General features: G+C 66.7%; 14 protein-coding genes and 3 tRNA genes. 5 read left to right on the top strand and 12 right to left on the bottom strand.

The window, feature by feature from the left end; translation table 11 throughout:
- The 9 genes from HNR28_RS17860 to HNR28_RS17820 all read right to left on the bottom strand — a co-directional run.
- Positions 1-94 (bottom strand): GTP-binding protein (locus HNR28_RS17860; protein ID WP_005434227.1); only part of this gene is annotated, 94 nt, incomplete at its 3' end.
- Positions 95-130: 36 nt separating this feature from the next.
- Positions 131-205, bottom strand: a tRNA-Thr gene (locus tag HNR28_RS17855).
- Between the two features lie 35 nt (positions 206-240).
- A tRNA-Gly gene (locus HNR28_RS17850) sits at positions 241-314 on the bottom strand.
- 51 nt (positions 315-365) lie between these two features.
- A tRNA-Tyr gene (locus tag HNR28_RS17845) sits at positions 366-452 on the bottom strand.
- A gap of 130 nt (positions 453-582) precedes the next feature.
- Positions 583-1,518 (bottom strand): ParB/RepB/Spo0J family partition protein, encoded by a 936-nt coding sequence (locus tag HNR28_RS17840; RefSeq protein ID WP_151023873.1) that lies wholly within the window; start codon positions 1,516-1,518, stop codon positions 583-585.
- A 40-nt stretch (positions 1,519-1,558) separates the two neighbouring features.
- Complete coding sequence (locus HNR28_RS17835) at positions 1,559-2,368, bottom strand: ParA family protein (RefSeq protein ID WP_151023874.1); 810 nt, start codon at positions 2,366-2,368, stop codon at positions 1,559-1,561.
- A complete protein-coding gene (rsmG, locus tag HNR28_RS17830; RefSeq protein ID WP_151023875.1) occupies positions 2,365-3,048 on the bottom strand; it encodes a 16S rRNA (guanine(527)-N(7))-methyltransferase RsmG in 684 nt (227 codons plus the stop codon). The genes HNR28_RS17835 and rsmG overlap by 4 nt, the downstream gene beginning before the upstream one ends.
- Positions 3,045-4,961: a tRNA uridine-5-carboxymethylaminomethyl(34) synthesis enzyme MnmG gene (gene mnmG / locus HNR28_RS17825; RefSeq protein ID WP_151023876.1), complete on the bottom strand. Its 1,917-nt coding sequence runs from the start codon at positions 4,959-4,961 to the stop codon at positions 3,045-3,047. Before mnmG ends, rsmG begins: the two co-directional genes overlap by 4 nt.
- A gap of 835 nt (positions 4,962-5,796) precedes the next feature.
- On the bottom strand, positions 5,797-6,003 hold the full coding sequence (locus HNR28_RS17820; protein WP_043679103.1) for a cold-shock protein: 207 nt from the start codon (positions 6,001-6,003) through the stop codon (positions 5,797-5,799).
- 266 nt (positions 6,004-6,269) lie between these two features.
- Between HNR28_RS17820 and HNR28_RS17815 the strand changes: the two genes are divergently transcribed.
- Entirely contained in the window at positions 6,270-7,460 is a 1,191-nt protein-coding gene (locus HNR28_RS17815; RefSeq protein ID WP_151023877.1) for a methionine aminotransferase, read from the top strand.
- A gap of 259 nt (positions 7,461-7,719) precedes the next feature.
- On the opposite strand, the gene HNR28_RS17810 is transcribed toward HNR28_RS17815, so the two are convergent.
- A complete protein-coding gene (locus tag HNR28_RS17810; RefSeq protein WP_151023878.1) occupies positions 7,720-8,787 on the bottom strand; it encodes a metallophosphoesterase in 1,068 nt (355 codons plus the stop codon).
- Positions 8,788-8,948: 161 nt separating this feature from the next.
- Here HNR28_RS17810 and HNR28_RS17805 point away from each other — a divergent pair, with 161 nt between their 5' ends.
- Positions 8,949-9,398: a universal stress protein gene (locus HNR28_RS17805; RefSeq protein ID WP_043679110.1), complete on the top strand. Its 450-nt coding sequence runs from the start codon at positions 8,949-8,951 to the stop codon at positions 9,396-9,398.
- 142 nt (positions 9,399-9,540) lie between these two features.
- On the opposite strand, the gene HNR28_RS17800 is transcribed toward HNR28_RS17805, so the two are convergent.
- Positions 9,541-10,935 carry a uracil-xanthine permease family protein gene (locus tag HNR28_RS17800; RefSeq protein ID WP_151023879.1) on the bottom strand — a complete coding sequence of 465 codons (1,395 nt, stop codon included), beginning with the start codon at positions 10,933-10,935 and terminating at the stop codon, positions 9,541-9,543.
- A 530-nt stretch (positions 10,936-11,465) separates the two neighbouring features.
- On the opposite strand from HNR28_RS17800, the gene HNR28_RS17795 reads away from it, so the two are divergent.
- From HNR28_RS17795 to HNR28_RS17785, 3 genes are read left to right on the top strand one after another with little or no spacing between them, the layout of a single operon-like run.
- Positions 11,466-12,872, top strand: coding sequence for an amidohydrolase family protein (locus tag HNR28_RS17795; RefSeq protein ID WP_151023880.1), 1,407 nt, complete (start codon positions 11,466-11,468; stop codon positions 12,870-12,872).
- On the top strand, positions 12,869-13,579 hold the full coding sequence (locus HNR28_RS17790) for a sulfite exporter TauE/SafE family protein (protein ID WP_043679118.1): 711 nt from the start codon (positions 12,869-12,871) through the stop codon (positions 13,577-13,579). The genes HNR28_RS17795 and HNR28_RS17790 overlap by 4 nt, the downstream gene beginning before the upstream one ends.
- A 13-nt stretch (positions 13,580-13,592) precedes the next feature.
- The gene (locus tag HNR28_RS17785; RefSeq protein ID WP_151023881.1) at positions 13,593-14,606 is read left to right on the top strand and encodes a substrate-binding domain-containing protein; all 1,014 of its coding nucleotides are present in this window, start codon (positions 13,593-13,595) and stop codon (positions 14,604-14,606) included.
- Positions 14,607-14,735: 129 nt separating this feature from the next.
- Here the strand turns inward: HNR28_RS17785 and HNR28_RS18625 are convergent, their stop codons facing one another.
- On the bottom strand, positions 14,736-15,851 hold the full coding sequence (locus tag HNR28_RS18625; RefSeq protein WP_249043871.1) for a GNAT family N-acetyltransferase: 1,116 nt from the start codon (positions 15,849-15,851) through the stop codon (positions 14,736-14,738).
- Positions 15,852-16,411 lie beyond the last annotated feature (560 nt).

The raw sequence follows: 16,411 nt of genomic DNA, 5'->3' as shown, positions 1-16,411 counted from the left end.
TCGCCGCCGTCAGCGTCGTCTTGCCGTGGTCAACGTGGCCGATCGTACCCACGTTCACGTGCGGTTTGGTCCGTTCAAACTTGCCTTTTGCCATGGCTGACTCCTGACTGTGGAATGATCCAAGATGTTGTGGTGCCCATGATGCGGATCGAACGCATGACCTCTCCCTTACCAAGGGAGTGCTCTACCACTGAGCCACATGGGCGGAATTCATTTCGATGACCGTCGAACCGGACCCGCTGGAGCGGGTGAAGGGAATCGAACCCTCGTCGTAAGCTTGGAAGGCTTCTGCTCTACCATTGAGCTACACCCGCGATTCGGATCCCTGCCGACACCCCACAATTCAGCACGGGACATCGTTCGCATGGTGGTGGGGGTTGGATTCGAACCAACGTAGGCGCAAGGCCAACAGATTTACAGTCTGCCCCCTTTAACCACTCGGGCACCCCACCGAAGCGAATCCCGAATTATGAAGATGTTTGATGGGGATGTCAAGTGACGGGGCCGGAGGTGACGGGGCGGGAGGCCGGGACGGATGGCCCGACTCGGGAGCGCACGGCATCCGACGCGTCCGTCCCCCCTTCAGGCCGAGCGCCGCTCGTCCAGCACGCCGCCCAGGCCCTGGCGCTCCAGCAGCGCGTCGAGGTGCGCCCAGTCGGAGAACTCGATCACGAGCTGTCCGCCCTTGCGCGCGCCCGTGCGGATCCTCACCTGGGTGGCGAGATGGTCGGACAGGGCCTTCTCCAGCCGGTCCAGGTCGCCCGAACGGGCGTTGCCGGCGCCCCGGGCGGCGCGGCCGGCCGGCGTGGACAGGGGTTCGTCGGCTTCGCGCAGGGCGCGCGCTACGCGTTTTTCGGTCTCGCGCACGGACAGGCGCCGGGCGACGACTTCGTTGGCCAGCAGGATCTGCTGCGCGGCATCGGTGGCCAGCAGGGCGCGGGCGTGGCCCATGTCGATGTCGCCGGCCAGCAGCATGGTCTGCACCGGCTCGGCCAGGTTCAGCAGGCGCAGCAGGTTGGTGGTGGCCGAACGCGAACGGCCGATGGCGGTGGCGGCCTGCTCATGGGTCAGACCGAATTCATCCAGCAGACGGCGCACGCCGTGGGCTTCTTCGAGGGGATTGAGGTCTTCCCGCTGGATGTTCTCGATCAGGGCCATGGCGGCGGCGTTTTCGTCCGCCACCCGGCGCACCAGGACGGGCACGGCCTCCAGGCCGGCGATCCGCGCGGCGCGGAAGCGGCGCTCGCCGGCGATGATCTCGTACTGCCCGGGCTCGTCGTCCAGCGGGCGCACCAGGATGGGCTGCATGATGCCCTGGGCGCGGATGGAGTCGGCCAGGTCGTTGAGCGCGCCTTCGTCCATGCGGGTGCGCGGCTGGTAGCGGCCCGCGCGCAGGACGGCGACCGGCAGCTGGCTGGGGGCGTCGTCCTTCTGCCGCCCCACCGCGTCCAGCGCGCCGTTGTCGGCGCCCAGCAAGGCGTCCAGGCCGCGTCCGAGTCCTTTCTTGCGTGTGGCCATCGTCTTGTGTTTCCTCGTGGATGATGCCGGGCGCGCCTCTTCAGGCCGCGCGCGGACGGATCTGGCCGCCGACACGGCGGATGAGTTCCTCGCCGAAGGCGAGATAGGCCCGGGCGCCCCGGGACGACTTGTCGTAGATGACGCCGGGCTGGCCGTGGCTGGGCGCCTCGGCCAGACGCACGTTGCGCGGCACGACCGTCTTGAAGACCTTGTCCCCGAAGTGCGATTCCAGCTGGGCGGAGACCTGCTGCTGCAGCGTCATGCGCGTGTCGAACATGACGCGCAGCAGCCCGATCAGCTCCAGGTCGGCGTTCAGGTTGCGGTAGATCCGCTTGATGGTGTTGACCAGGTCGGACAGGCCTTCGAGTGCGAAATATTCGCACTGCATGGGGATGATCACGCCATGCGCCCCCGCCAGGCCATTGAGGGTCAGCAGGGACAGCGTGGGCGGGCAGTCGATCAGGATGAAATCGTAGTCCTGCGCCACCTTGGACAGGGCCTGCTTGAGCTGCATCTCGCGGTCGTCCATCTGCACCAGGTCGATCTCGGCGCCGGACAGTTCGCGGTTGGAAGGCAGCACGTCGTAGCCGCCGGTCTCGGAGCGGATGCGGGCCTCGGCCACGTCGGCCTCGCCGATCAGCACCTGGTACAGATTGACGGAGGCGGCGTTCTTGTCGATGCCGCTGCCCATGGTGGCGTTGCCCTGCGGATCCAGATCGACCAGCAGCACGCGCTGGCCGTGCAGGGCCAGCGACGCGGCCAGGTTGATGGCCGTGGTGGTCTTGCCCACGCCGCCCTTCTGGTTGGCGATGCAGAACACGCGGGCGGATTTCGGACGATCGGCAGTCATGGGGTTCCTTCGGGACCGGTTGAATCGAGTTCCAGCAGACAGCGGCTCGCGTCCATTTCGGGCACGTCCAGCTCGACGGCGCGTTTCACGTACCAGCCCGTGCCGGCTTCGAGGGCGGCCCGCTCGGCCACGGGATCCTGGCCCTTCATGGCCAGCAGGATGCCGCCGGGCGCGCGATGGTGCGCGGCGACCCGCACGAAATCCGACAGCGAGGCGAATGCGCGCGAGATCACCAGGTCGGCCTGCAGGCTGTCCATGGATTCGATGCGGCCGTGTTCCGCGCGCACGTTCTTCAGCCCCAGGACGCCGGCAGCCTGGCGGATGAACGCGGTCTTCTTGCCCACGGCGTCCACGCAGACGATGGTCCAGTCCGGCTGGCAGATGGCCAGAATGATACCCGGTAAACCGGCGCCCGAACCCATGTCCGCGACGCGCAGGGCGCGCCGCGGCCAGCGGGCGCGCAGTTCGGGCACGATGGCCAGACTGTCGAACACGTGCTGCACCAGCATCTTGCCGGGATCGCGCACGGCCGTCAGGTTGTAGGCCTTGTTCCAGTGCTGCAGCTGCTGCAGGTAGCCCAGCAGCGCGGGAATGCGGGCGTGGTCGGCCTGCATGCCCAGGGCGTCCAGGGCATTTTCCAGGCGCGCCCGGAATTCGGGAAAAGGCGGGGTCCCGCTCATGCCGCCCGGCGCCCGCGCGCGTGGCGCTTCAGGTGGACCAGCAGCAGGGAGACCGCCGCCGGCGTGACGCCGGAGATCCGCGCCGCCTGGCCGATGGTGGCGGGGCGCGAGGCCTCCAGGCGCTGGCGCACCTCGGTGGACAGGCCGGCGACGCCGGCGTAGTCGAAGTCCTGCGGGACCGCCTGATCCGCCTGCGCCTTCTGGCGCTCGATCTCGTCGCGCTGGCGGTCCACGTAGCCGGCGTACTTGGCCTGGATGCCGACCTGTTCGGCCTGCGCCGGATCGGCCAGCCCGGGGCCAGCCAGCGGCGCGCCCTGCGCATCCCGCAGGGCCATCAGGGCGTCGTACTCGACGTCGGGGCGGCGCAGCAGGTCGAGCAGGCTGGGATGGCGATCCAGCCGCTGCAGGGCCATGCGTTCGCGCACGTGGGCATCCAGCACCGCGGGATTGACACGGGTTTCCCGCAGGCGCTGGATTTCGGCCTCCACGGCGTCGCGCTTGCGGCAGAAGGCATCCCAGCGCGCGTCGTCCACCAGGCCCAGCGTCCGGCCCATTTCCGTCAAGCGGAGGTCGGCGTTGTCCTCGCGCAGGCTGAGGCGGTATTCCGCCCGCGATGTAAACATTCTGTAAGGTTCTGTAACTCCTTTAGTTACAAGATCGTCCGCCAGCACCCCCAGATAGGCCTGGCTGCGGTCCAACGTCCAAGGCTCGCGCCCCAGCGCCTGCAAGGCGGCATTGGCGCCCGCCAGCAGCCCCTGGGCGGCGGCTTCCTCGTACCCCGTGGTGCCGTTGACCTGCCCGGCAAAGAACAGGCCCCGGATCGCGCGGGTCTCCAGCCAGGCATGCAGGTGCCGGGGATCGAAGTAGTCATATTCGATCGCATAGCCGGGCCGCATGATGCGCGCATTTTCCAATCCGGGCAGGCTGCGCACCAGCGCGAACTGGATGTCGAACGGCAGGCTGGTGGAGATTCCGTTGGGATAGATCTCGCAGGACGATGCGCCTTCCGGCTCCAGGAACACCTGGTGGCTGGCCTTGTCGGCAAAACGGTGGATCTTGTCCTCGATCGACGGGCAGTAACGCGGGCCGATGCCTTCGATCGTGCCCTGCTCGCTGTACATGGGCGAGCGGTCCAGACCCGAACGCACGATCTCGTGCGAACGTTCGTTGGTGTGCGTGATCCAGCACGGCACCTGTTTGGGGTGCATGTCGGCGCGCCCCAGGAAGGAAAACACGGGGACGGGATCCGTGTCGCCGGGCTGGATTTCGGTCTTGGAAAAATCGATGGTTTTCGCATCGATGCGCGGCGGCGTGCCGGTCTTCAGCCGGCCCTGGGGCAGCTTCAATTCCTTGAGCCGCTCTCCCAGGCTGGTCGCCGGCGGATCGCCGGCCCGGCCCGCGGCGTAATGCGACAGTCCGACGTGCATCAGGCCGTTCAGGAACGTGCCCGCCGTCAGGACCACGGCGCGCGCCCGGAACACCAGTCCGATCTGGGTGCGCGCCCCCACCACACGGTCGCCTTCCAGGATCAGGTCGTCCACCGCCTGCTGAAAAATCATCAGATTCTTCTGACCCTGCAGGATCATCCGGATGGCGCGGCGATACAGGGATCGATCCGCCTGGGCGCGCGTGGCGCGCACGGCTGGCCCCTTGGAACGATTCAGGATCCTGAACTGGATACCCGCTTGATCGGTGGCCCAGGCCATGGCGCCGCCCAGCGCATCGACTTCCTTGACCAGGTGTCCCTTGCCGATCCCGCCGATGGAAGGATTACAGGACATCTGGCCCAGGGTGTCCATATTGTGGGTCAACAGGAGCGTGGACACGCCCATGCGGGCTGCGGCCAATGCGGCTTCAGCCCCGGCGTGACCGCCACCGATCACGAGGACATCGAATTCTTCAGAGTAATTCATAGGGGAAAACAGGATAGTTCCCGAAATTATACTTCGCGGACCTGCGATTGAATGTTTCACGTGGAACACGTGCCTGGATTGTTCCACGTGAAACATCGGTGAATGTAGTGTGGGGCGTTCCTGCATCCATCCGGGATAGCCGAGATCATCCCCACTACGCGGAGATCATCCTCCTGGAACTGGCGATCAAACGTCTGGCCAAATAAACTTATGCTGACCAAAACGCCAGAGGGATCTGCGAGGGTATCCAGGCAGCTGGCCAATGCCTCGCCCAGCAATCCGGTTCTACGGAACCTGATCCGCAAGCGAGCTCAACCAATTGGAGTGAGACGGGTGGAAGCAGCGTCTACTTCATCTCGGAACCAGGACACCGATGCCTGTCCTTGGTCTATAGCCTCAAAGGAACGAGGAAACTCTCGACGCACGACGCAATACTTTAAGCCGAAAGCAAACGCGCCATGGCAGGATGGGTGCACGAACGACGTCATGCGGGATTCAGCCTGGCGTCCACCGGTTCGACATCTGGAGCATGGCTGCGCGCGGCAAACGCCGGATCCAAACAAGTCCGGAGGCGCCGGCGGTTCCGGACCGGAATTCGACGCGCCCGATCAACAGCCTCCAGAGGAAGAGGCTATCCATCCAATGTTCCACGTGGAACACCCCCACGGTCGCGCATCCATGCCGCCACGTCTTCTACCGCAGCCAGCCATGCCACTGTGAACAAAGCTGTGGACAAGCCCGGGACAAGAGGGTACAAGTTTCCTGGGCCTGGGATTGCTCGAACAACAAAAAAGGCACTCCGAAGAGTGCCTTTTTGGAGAAAAGCGCCGACCGATTACAGGGGGCGGATTTCAGCAGCCTGGGGACCCTTGGGGCCATCCTTGACTTCGTACTGCACGGCCTGACCTTCGTTGAGGCTGCGGTAGCCGCGGCCTTCGATGGCGGAGAAGTGCGCAAACACGTCAGTGCCGCCGGCGTCCGGCGTGATGAAGCCGAAGCCCTTCTCGGCGTTGAACCATTTGACTTTGCCCGTTTGAGCCATGATCTGAAACGTCCTAAATAAATGAAATGAAAAACAATGAATCAAAAACGCTGAAACGAAACAGATCGTGCCGGAGTGCGATGAGCAACAGGGCATGCCGTGTGCGAAACGTGCGTACTACTAGATTGCATTGCAACAGGGAGCATAACTACGCAATCCGAAAAGTCAAATCATAGTTTTCCCTTATGCGCGATTGTATGCGCAAGTGAGCCCGCCGTGCTCGAAATCCCATCCTGAAATCCACACCCGTCAACCAAAAACCACACATGCCGAACACACTGCCATCCAAGCTGCCTGACGTCGGCAGCACCATCTTCACCGAAATGAGCGCGCTGGCCCAGCAATGCCAGGCCATCAACCTGGGGCAGGGCTTTCCGGACTATCCGCCGCCGGAGGCGCTGATTCAGGCCGTCGGCGAAGCCATGCGGCAGGGCTACAACCAGTACGCCCCCATGGCGGGTCTGCCGCAGCTCAGGGAAGCGATCGCGTCCAAGGTCATGGCGCAACACGGCCGGTCCTATTCGACCGAATCGGAAATCACGGTCACTGCCGGCGCAACCGAAGCACTGATGAGCAGCCTGCTGGCATTGACGCATCCTGGCGACGAAGTCCTGCTGATCGATCCGGCCTACGACCTGTACGCGCCCGCGATCCGGCTGGCGGGCGCCGAAGCGGTCCGGGTTCCCATGCGCGCGCCGCAGGCGGGAGACACGACCTTTCGCATCGACTGGAACCGCATGGAATCCGCCCTCACGCCCAGGACCCGGATGCTGGTGCTGAATTTTCCCCACAATCCGACCGGGCTCACGCTGAAAACCGAAGACCTGGACGCCCTGGAAGCCCTCATCGCGCGGCATCCGATCCTGCTGCTGTCGGACGAGGCCTACGAGCACATCGTGTTCGACGGCCTCGCGCATCTGAGCCCGGTGTCCCGGGCCGCGCTGGCGGAACGCACCGTGCTGGTGTCGTCCTTCGGCAAGACCTTCCATGCCACCGGCTGGAAGATCGGCTACTGCTGCGCGCCGGCGCGTGTGATGGCGGAAATCCGCAAGGTGCACCAGTTCACGGTGTTTTCCGTCAGCACGCCCATGCAGGCGGGTATCGCCCGGTACCTGCCGGAAGCGGATCTAGCGGAGCTGTCGGGCTTCTACCAGAAAAAACGGGACCGACTGCTTGCCGGCCTGAAGGACACCGTGCTTCGGCCGCTGCATTCGGAGGGCACGTTCTTCCTGCTGGTGGACACGCGCGCGCTGGGAACCGAGCCGGAGAAGACGCTGGCCGTCCGCCTGACGCGGGAAATCGGCGTCGCCAGCATTCCGGTTTCCGCCTTCTATGCCGATCCGGCCAGGCCCGAGGCCAACCACAGCCTGCTGCGCCTGTGCTTCGCCAAGCTGGACGCCACCCTGGACCAGGGGCTGGAGCGCCTGCGCGGGCTGGAAGCCCGGATGGCTGGCTGAGGTGTTTATGTTTTTCTCTTTTTTTATATAAACCTGGTAGGAATGGTGAGTGCCTGTGGATAACTCGGAAAACCCCCGAATTCCTTTGAAATCAACCGGCTGCGTGGCTTCGTCTTGTGGGTGTCCTTGTGCGCGGCCGGCGCACGCTTTGGGGATGGTTTTCCGGGCCGCGAAAAAAGCCGCGTTTATGAACAACTTGTCGACAGGATAGGCACAAGAAGCGCCCTCTGGACTTATCCACAGGGCGCTTGCACGGAAATCAGCGGGAGGAAGGCCCTTCGGTCGTGGGGACCAGGGCGCCGTCGTCGAACAGCAGGGTGCGTTCGGGCCACAGCATGGCGGCCAGTTTGTAGCGGTCTTCCGCGTCCGTTCCGGGCGATTTCCTGGCCCGCCAGCGGGCGCCGACGGAATAGTCGATGCAGAAGGCCTGGCGGTGCCGCCCGTGCCAGGAAGCGGGCGCCACGCCGTCGAACAGCAGGCCGTAGCGCCAGGCCGTGGTCCGGTCCGGAGACTCGAACAGACGCCAGTAGTGCCCGATCAGCACGGGGGTGGGGTCGTCGTCCTCGTTCCACCAGGCCGTGCGATCGGAATAGCGCCAGCGGTTGCCGGAAAAGAAGGGCTGCGGGCTGCGCGCCTCGATGCCGGAGGTGAGGCGCTTGATGGGATTGAGGCGCTGTTCGAGCGATTCGTAGTCCGCCACCGCGTCCAGGTAGGGCGGCGGATCGTTGGGGTCTTCGAGCTGGCGGCCCCAGCGCTCGAGTTCCGCACGGTAGCGGGCATGCAGTTCGCCGACGCGGGCGGCCCGGACGAGGTTCAGTTCCTGCTCGTGGATCAGTTCCAGGATGCGGCCGCAGGGAAAATCGGCGATGGCCTGGATCGAGGCCGGATCCCAGGCCGCGTGCACGATGCGCAGGCCGGGCATGCGCATCGCCAGGGGCAGGCTGCACAGGAAATCGCGGATTTCGGGCCGTTCCCGGGCCGAGGCGCGGACGAACGGCGCGTAGAAAGGGGTGTCGGAAGCCTCGCGGCTGTCGAAGAACCAGCCCGAGCCGTCCTTCGCATCGTGGGCCAGCAGATTGATTTCGTGATTGCCCAGGATGGCCAGCGCCCGCCCCTGGTCCACCAGATCCCGCACCCGGCGGATGACGCCCACGCTGTCGGGGCCGCGGTCGCACAGGTCGCCGATGAACACCAGCAGACGGTCGCGCGTTTCGGGGCGCTGTCGCAGGTGGTCGAGCAGGGCATCCAGCGCCTGGCTCTCGCCGTGGATGTCGCCGATGACGGCCAGGGGCTGGACGTCCAGAGTGTGGAGCAGGGTCGAGTTCATCGTCCTATTGTCCTTCGGACCGGAGATCAGGACAATGTCGGATGCGATTGATTGCGTCAGTGCAAGGTTTTGTCCGGCCGATCGGCCCGCGAAGCCATGCCGTGCGGTAGATTGAAGGCGCGGGCGCGCGTGTGCCCGCGCATCGGATGACAGGAGGTCACATGGCTAAGGATATCGTGCTGGCGACGGACGGCTCGGCGTACAGCCTGCAGGCGGCGCGCTACATCGCGCAATCCGGGCTGCTGCCCGCGGGCGGCGTCGTGCGCATTCTGCACGTGATGGCGGGCCTGCCCGCCCGGGTGAGTCATTTCGTGGATGCCGCGGCCATCCAGGACTGGTACAACGAGGAGTCCGCCAAGGTGCTGGAGCCCACGGCCGAGATCCTGCGCCAGGCGGGCGTGCCGCACGAAACCGAATCCCGGGTCGGCTTCGCGCCCCAGGAGATCACGCGCTACGCCGACGAGGTCGACGCCCACATGATCGTGATGGGCGCGCACGGCCGCGGCGTGCTGCTCGATGCGGTGATCGGCTCGGTCGCCGGCCGGGTGCTGGCCCTGACGCAGCGGCCGGTGCTGCTGATCCAGCACCGCGAGGAAGCCGCGGACAAGTAAGCCTGGGGCAAGCAGGCCTCGATGAAACAAGCCTCGGGCAAATAAGCGCGCGGCCCTCGCGGCGCCGCGCCATCCCGCCATTCCGCGCCTCGTTCCTGTCCAGCCTCGCCGCGAGCGGCGAGGCTTGTGCCTTGGCGCGCCGTCAGATCCGGTAGTCGGCGGGCCGGGCCTGGGGACCGGCGTCCGGCTCCTTGGCGAGGTCGTCGCGGTCCCGTGCGCCGCAATGGTGGAACAGCAGGTTGAGCAGGACGGCGACCAGCGCGCTCATGGCCACGCCGCTGCCGAAGATCGTCTGTACGTTGGCGGGCAGGCTGTGGTACATGCCTGGAATCAGCACGGGCAGCAGGCCCAGCGCCAGGGCCAGCGTGCAGGTGACCAGGTTGCCGGTGCGCGTGAAATCGACCCGCGCCAGCATCTGGATGCCGAGCACGCTGATGATGGCGAACACGACGACGGCCGTGCCGCCGACGACGGCGGGCGGGATGCCGTTCAGCATCCGCGCGAGCGGCGTGAAACCGATCACGACGAGCAGCGCGCCGGCGACCGCGGTGACGTAGCGGCTGCGCACGCCGCTGGCGCGCACGATGCCGATGTTCTCGCCGCTGGTCACCATGACGGGCGTGCCGAACAGGCCGCCGATGATGGAAATGATGCCGTCCGAGCGGATGACGCGCGGCACGTCGCGCGGCGGGTCCACTTCGCGGCCGACGATCTCTCCGTTGATCACGGTCTGCCCGGTGGCTTCCGCCATGGAGGCCAGGCTCCAGACCAGCATCGGAATGGCCGCCACGAGATCCAGGTGCGGCATGCCGAACGGAAACAGCGTGGGGGTGCTGATGAGCGGCCCGGCGACCAGCGAGATGAAATGGGTTTCGCCCAGCGCCATGGCGAAGAGGGTGCCGCCCACCAGGCCCAGGGCGACGGAGAGCTGGCGCAGGAAGCCGCGCAGGAATCTGAAGCACAGGACCGTCAGCGCGATGGTGACCAGCGCCAGCAGGAGCTGCCGCGGATCGCCGAAGTGCTCGGTGCCCGGCCTGCCCGTGAACAGCAGGCCCGTCACCTTGACCAGGCTGATGCCGATGACCACGACCATGGTCCCGATGACCAGCGGCGGGAAGTACTTCAGGATGCGGACGAAGAGGGTGACCGCGAGAATGTAGAAGATCCCCGTCAGGATGACGGCCCCGGCCGCGGTCTGCAGGTCGGTGCCCTGGGCGATCGAGATGAACAGGATGGTGGCGGCCCCGCCGGGGAGCATGATGAAGGGCAGGCGCACGCCGATCCGGCCGATGCCGACGGACTGCAGGATCGACCCCAGGCCGCAGAACACGAAGACGCTGGACAGCAGGGCCGAGGAAAGCGCGTCGGACAGGTTCAGGGCCTTGGCGATCAGGAAGACGGACGAAACGGGCGCCGCGACCATCACCAGGATGTGCTGGACGGCGAACAGGAACAGCGTGCCAACGGGACGGATCTGGTCCACCGGGTGGACTTCCGCCGCCGGCGCGCCGTCGTGGCGAGGATGGTTTGTCTCCATTGCGGGCCTCTGGATGTGTATGGGTGGCTGTGAGGATCGGGTGGATCACGGAGATACAAAACGATTTGGGTTTGTTTTTCATGTTTCCCAAATCGATTTATGGCAATACTCGAACTTGCCGGAAATCCTGTCAATACCGGGTTTACCCGAGCCGGGAGCCGGGTGCCCGGGAGGCGGAGGGCAAGCCGTCCATGGTCCGTCGGGATGCGTGTGTGCTCACGGGTGCGTGTTCGCTCATGGGGGCGCGCGGTCCGGCGGCACGGCCGCGGAGTGTCGTCGGAGACTGTCGCCTGAACGTGGATTGTCCCCCGAAGACCGCGGCCGAACGCGGATTGCCGCCAGAGATTGCGGCCGGGAATCGCCGTCGCGGATTGCCGTCGAAAATCGAGGATTGCCGTCGAGGAAGTTTGCCGTTGCCGGGTTTAGTGAGTAGAATTCCACGACACAAATCGATTTGGGAAGCATGGGCACGGCGTGTGGAACGCGTTCCATGGCGTGCGGCGTCCCGGATCGCCATCGAGGAGATCGGGATGAACATGCTGAAGGACATGCACGAACGGGCGGTCTTGCTGGTGCCGGACAAGGTCCTGCTGCCCGACGGCGTGCATTCCGGCCTGGGGGTGCGCGTCGAGCGGGGGAGGATCACGGACGTCGGGCCGGCCGGCCGGTTTTCCGCCGAGGCCCTGCCCACCATTCCCCTGCCGCGCCGGCTGCTGATGCCGGGATTCGTCGACGCGCATCATCACGTCACGCAGACCTTCGGCAAATCGCTGGTGTTCGGCGAGCCTTCGGAAATCTTCCGGCGCATCTGGGTGCCGATGGAACGGCACATGGACGCCGAGGCCATCGACGTCGCCGCCCGCCTGGCCGCCTGGGAATCCCTGCGCGGCGGGTTCACCACGGTGGCCGATGCGGGCACGCGCGCCACGGTCGGCATGGAAATCGTGGCCGACGCGGTCGGCGCGGTGGGCCTGCGGTGCGTGCTGGGCGCGATCTGCAACGACCTGCAGGGCGGCCAGGCCGTCGCCACGGAGGCGCAGATCCTGCAGCTGGCGCGGCATCACCTGGGCCGGTGGGACCGGCATCCGCTGATCCATCCCTCGCTGGCGATCTCCATCCCCGAGGCGGCCAGCGACGAGGTCCTGGTCGCGGTGGCGCGCCTCTCCCGCGAAGCCCGCGTGCCTTTCCAGACACACCTGAACGAACACCTGGCGGCCGTCGAGCGTTCCCTGGTCGCCACGGGGCTGCGGCCGCTGCAGCGCCTGGGCCGCCTGGGCGCCATCGGGCCGGAACTGCTGGCCGCGCACGCCACCCTGCTGACGCCGGACGAGATCGCGCTGCTGCGCGACAGCGGCGCCGCCGTCAGCTACAACCCGGTGGCCAGCGCCTGGAAAGGCAATGCGGTCGCTCCGGCCCTGCTGCTGAGCGAGCTGGGCGTGCGCCTGGGGCTGGGCACCGACGGCACGCGCAGCGACGCCTTCCGGCTGCTGGATGCCGCGGAAACCGCACAGCGCCTGACGAGCGCCATGGCGAGCGGGGATTCGTCCGCGGGCGGCGGCTGGCGCTGGCTGGACATGGGGCTGCGCGGCGGGGCGGATGCCGTGGGCCTGGCCGGAAAAGTCGGTGAAATCGCGCCAGGCGCTCATGCCGACCTGCTGGTCGTGAAGCTGGACATTCCCGAACTGGCGCCCTCCTGGGACCTGGAATGGGAACTGGTGCGGCTGGCGAACCGCGACCAGATCGAGTCCGTGATCGTGCAGGGCCGCCTGCGGCTGGACCGCGGCCTGCCCGTGGACTGGGACGGCGAGGCGCTGATGGACCGGGCGCGGGCGATTGCGGAGCGTATCGCGGCGAGCGCGCCGATCCAGCGCATCGATCCTTGCGCCAGCGAACATCGCGCCCAGTGGAAAGCCCGCCAGGAAGCCCGTCGCCCATGAGTACGACCGCCTTCTTCCTGATCGGGCTGGCGGTGTTCGTCTCGGCCTTCGCCCAGGGCTGCAGCGGCATGGGCTTCGCCATGCTGGCGGCGCCCATCGTGACCCTGTTCCAGCCCGGCCTGATCCCGGTCCTGCTGCTGGTCCTGATGATCCCGCTGAATGCCTACGTGGGCTGGCGCGAGCGCGCCGCGATCGACTGGCGCGGGGTGAAGCTGATCAGCATCGGCCGGTTCGCCGGCACCTTCCTGGGGTTGTGGATCCTGCTGGTGGTCAACCTGCATCAACTTTCCCTGCTGATCGGCTGGTCCACCCTGATCGCCGCCGGGGTAGCGCTGCTGTCGCCATCCTTCGAGCTGGGCAGGAAGGGCCTGGGCCTGGTCGGACTGATCACGGGCGTGACCGAGACCTCGACCGGCGTGGGCGGGCCGCCGCTGGCACTGGCCTACCAGCACAAGAGCGGCGCCGTCCTGCGTTCGACCGTCGCCCTGTGCTTCCTGGTGGGCGAGGTGATCTCCCTGGTCGTCCTGGCGATCGGCGGCAAGGTCGGCGCCGATTCCCTGCTGGCATCGGCGCAGATGCTGCCGTTTTTGGTGCTAGGATCGTATGCGAGCAAATTCGTGCATCACCGGCTCGACGGTCCCTTGCTGCGCTATCTCGTGCTGGGCTTTTCCTGTATTTCCGGAATCGTGGTGATCCTGCAGGCCTGAATCCCTTTTCGCCGTGACCAATCCCCACCGCACGCACAAACGAGTCACCATCGCCGACGTCGCCCGCGAAGCGGGCCTGTCGCCCACCACCGTCTCCCATTCCCTGAACGGGATCGGCCAGGTGGATCCGCGCACGCGCCAGCACGTCAAGGACGTGGCAGCCCGCCTGAAATACCGCCCCAGCGTGCGCGCCCAGCGCCTGCGGACCGGCAAGTCCCATGCGATCGCCCTGCTGTCGTCCATGCCGGCCGCGGTCTCGGCCGGGGAATCCCAGTTGGGGTTCTTCACCGAACTGGCGATGGGCCTGGCCAGGAAGGCCCTGCTGAGCGGCTACGTGCTCGTGCTCGCGCCGCCCATGGATCAATGCGATCCCCTGGCCCTGATGGACATCGACGGCGCCATCCTGCTCGAACCCGCGCCGGACGATCCGATCGCCCGCGAGCTGGAGGAGCGGGGGGTGCCCTGCGTCACCGTCGGGGGCGAGCCGGGGCCCGACAACATCGACCTGCAGCACGCGGCGGCGGCGGACCTGCTGCTGCGGCACCTGCTCGACTCGGGCGCCCGGCGGCCGGGGCTGATTCTCGGAGCCAGCGGCCGGGCATCCCAGCGCAGCTTCCACGAGCGCTACCTGGCGATGGCCGGGGCCCGGGGCTTCGCGCCGGCGGTGGGCCTGGCGGCCGAGGAAGAAGGCGAGGCGGGCGGCCAGCGGGCCGCCGCGCGGCTGCTGGCCGAACATCCCGGGCTGGACGCGCTGTGCGTCCCGATCGACACCTTCGCCAGCGGCGCGCTGCGCGCGATCGGCGAGGCCGGGCTGAGGGTCCCCGGGGACCTGCTGCTGGCCACCCGCCACGACGGCGTGCGCGCCCGCACGTGTCAGCCGCCGCTGACGGCCGTGGACCTGCACCTGGATGCCGTGTCGCACGCCGCGGTGCAGCGGCTCCTGCGGATGCTGGGTCACGAAACCCAGGATGCGCCGCTCGGTCTGCCGGCGCCAGCCCTGGTGGCGCGCCGCTCGACGGGGGCGTGAGGCCGGTTCGGGACGCGCCTGATTCCAGGGCCGCGTTCGATTCCAGATCGTCGGGCGATGTTTCAGATCGTCGGGCGATGTTTCGGAGCGTCGGGCGATGGCCGGCGCCGGCACCCGAAAAACCCGGCCTCAGTCGAGCGGACGTGTCATGTAGCGCGCCGGCTGCTCGTAGCCGGCCAGGCAGGTGCGCTGGCGGTTGTCCAGCTCCGTGCGGGTGCGGTAGCCGTGCGCGGCCCAGAAGCGTTCGGAATCCTGGACCGAGATCAGCGCGGAATGCCGCAGGCCGGCCTTCCGGCCGCGGGTCCAGGCATGCCGGATCAGCCGCTGCGCCAATCCGCGGCCGCGCGCCCGGGGATGGATGGCCAGGTCGTGCAGGTACAGGGTGTCGCCGTCGGGGGCTGGGTGGAAGTTGCCGTTCAGGGGCGACAGGTGGCCCAGGCGCGTCGGATAGGTGAACAGGTAGGCGCACAGGCCTTCGTCGTCCTGGACGCCCCAGATCCAGTCCGGGACGGCCCGCAGCCGGCCGGCGAGGACGTCCGCCGGTTCGAGCATGGACGGGGCGTAGCAATGGGTCTGGATGAGGTCCAGGCCGGGCAGGTCGGCGGGGTGCAGCGTGCGCAGGAGCATGGCGCGCATCATATCAGCGGTGGCGATCTTCCCGCCCCGGCCCGCCTTGTCCGTGGCGGCCGCGGTCTTCGCGGCCGCGGGCCTCGGCGCGAGGCCCCTCCGGTTCATGCCGTCCCTGCGCATTGACCGGATGCGGCTGGCGCGCGTAGGTGCGCCGCTCGGCCGTCGGCCGGGACGGCATGCCGCCCTGGCCGCGTTGTAGCTGGCGCGGCGCCAGTCCGGAGGAGCGTTGTGGATCACCGTCTTGTCCACGTAGGCGTTGCGGACGTGGGTGATGTTGACGTTCGTGACGGCCCGGTTGTAGTAGAAGTCCCTACTGCGCCAATGGCCACCGACGTAGCCGACGCCGAAGTAGCCGAATCCGTAGTCGATGCCGCCGTAGAAGCCGACCTGAGGCCCCCAGTAGCCTTCGTGCCAGCGGTAGTAGCCGTCGGACCAGCCCCACCATCCGGGGGGCCACAACAGCCCGACGGCGGGCGGGACGAGCCATGCACCGTCGATCCAGTAGTAGCCGTTCGGACCCCCGGCCCAGTAGCCCGGGGTCCAGATGTAGCCGGGGCTGGGCGCGTCGGGCTGGACCACGTCCGGCAGGGGCGGCGGGGCCAGGGTGATTGCCACGCCGACGCTGATGGCTGCCGTTGCGGACTCCGGCAGCGTCAGCAGCGGGGCGGTGCCACTTAATTCCCGTGTATCTTCTGGGTGGACTGATTCAGGTGCGGCTACTGCTGGCCTTTGCTGAAGGCCGACAGTTGGTGGACGGCTCTGGCCAAGCTGGGAGAGTGTTCCGCCGCGATTAGTGGCTGCCAGTAGTCTCTGACGAATGTGCAGAGATGTTGGTTATATCCGCTACCGGGTTTCTCGGGGTCGCGGCTGGATACCATTTCGTATCTGATCTGGCGGTGTCGAGATTTACGAGCAAGGTTTACTACCGTTCGCTTAGGATCAGTGATTTCGTCGGGTGAAGCTGGGATATGGGTTGTACTGATATTCAGAAATGTTGCAAAGGCTCTTGAATCTGCCAAGACCCAGCTTTCGCTTTCTGTGACCGCCAGTCGGAGGATGAAATTTGTTGGTGGAGACTCACCCCCTCGGTCACAATAGATGTCCGGTCCTCTGAAAACAGAAGTTGAGGGAGCGATCGGAATGAATTCATGTCCACCTATAGCCAGGAACTCAAG

Source organism: Castellaniella defragrans, from assembly GCF_014203015.1.
GTDB classification, from domain to species: Bacteria; Pseudomonadota; Gammaproteobacteria; order Burkholderiales; family Burkholderiaceae_B; genus Castellaniella; species Castellaniella defragrans.
The sequence above is the reverse complement of the archived record's forward strand: the minus strand, read 5'-3'. Positions and strand labels throughout refer to the sequence as shown.

Coding starts and splice junctions, on each gene's coding strand:
- HNR28_RS17840 (WP_151023873.1), bottom strand. CDS start 1,518: ATGGCCACACGCAAGAAAGGACTCGGACGCGGCCTGGACGCCTTGCTG.
- HNR28_RS17835 (WP_151023874.1), bottom strand. CDS start 2,368: ATGACTGCCGATCGTCCGAAATCCGCCCGCGTGTTCTGCATCGCCAAC.
- rsmG (WP_151023875.1), bottom strand. CDS start 3,048: ATGAGCGGGACCCCGCCTTTTCCCGAATTCCGGGCGCGCCTGGAAAAT.
- mnmG (WP_151023876.1), bottom strand. CDS start 4,961: ATGAATTACTCTGAAGAATTCGATGTCCTCGTGATCGGTGGCGGTCAC.
- HNR28_RS17820 (WP_043679103.1), bottom strand. CDS start 6,003: ATGGCTCAAACGGGCAAAGTCAAATGGTTCAACGCCGAGAAGGGCTTC.
- HNR28_RS17815 (WP_151023877.1), top strand. CDS start 6,270: ATGCCGAACACACTGCCATCCAAGCTGCCTGACGTCGGCAGCACCATC.
- HNR28_RS17810 (WP_151023878.1), bottom strand. CDS start 8,787: ATGAACTCGACCCTGCTCCACACTCTGGACGTCCAGCCCCTGGCCGTC.
- HNR28_RS17805 (WP_043679110.1), top strand. CDS start 8,949: ATGGCTAAGGATATCGTGCTGGCGACGGACGGCTCGGCGTACAGCCTG.
- HNR28_RS17800 (WP_151023879.1), bottom strand. CDS start 10,935: ATGGAGACAAACCATCCTCGCCACGACGGCGCGCCGGCGGCGGAAGTC.
- HNR28_RS17795 (WP_151023880.1), top strand. CDS start 11,466: ATGAACATGCTGAAGGACATGCACGAACGGGCGGTCTTGCTGGTGCCG.
- HNR28_RS17790 (WP_043679118.1), top strand. CDS start 12,869: ATGAGTACGACCGCCTTCTTCCTGATCGGGCTGGCGGTGTTCGTCTCG.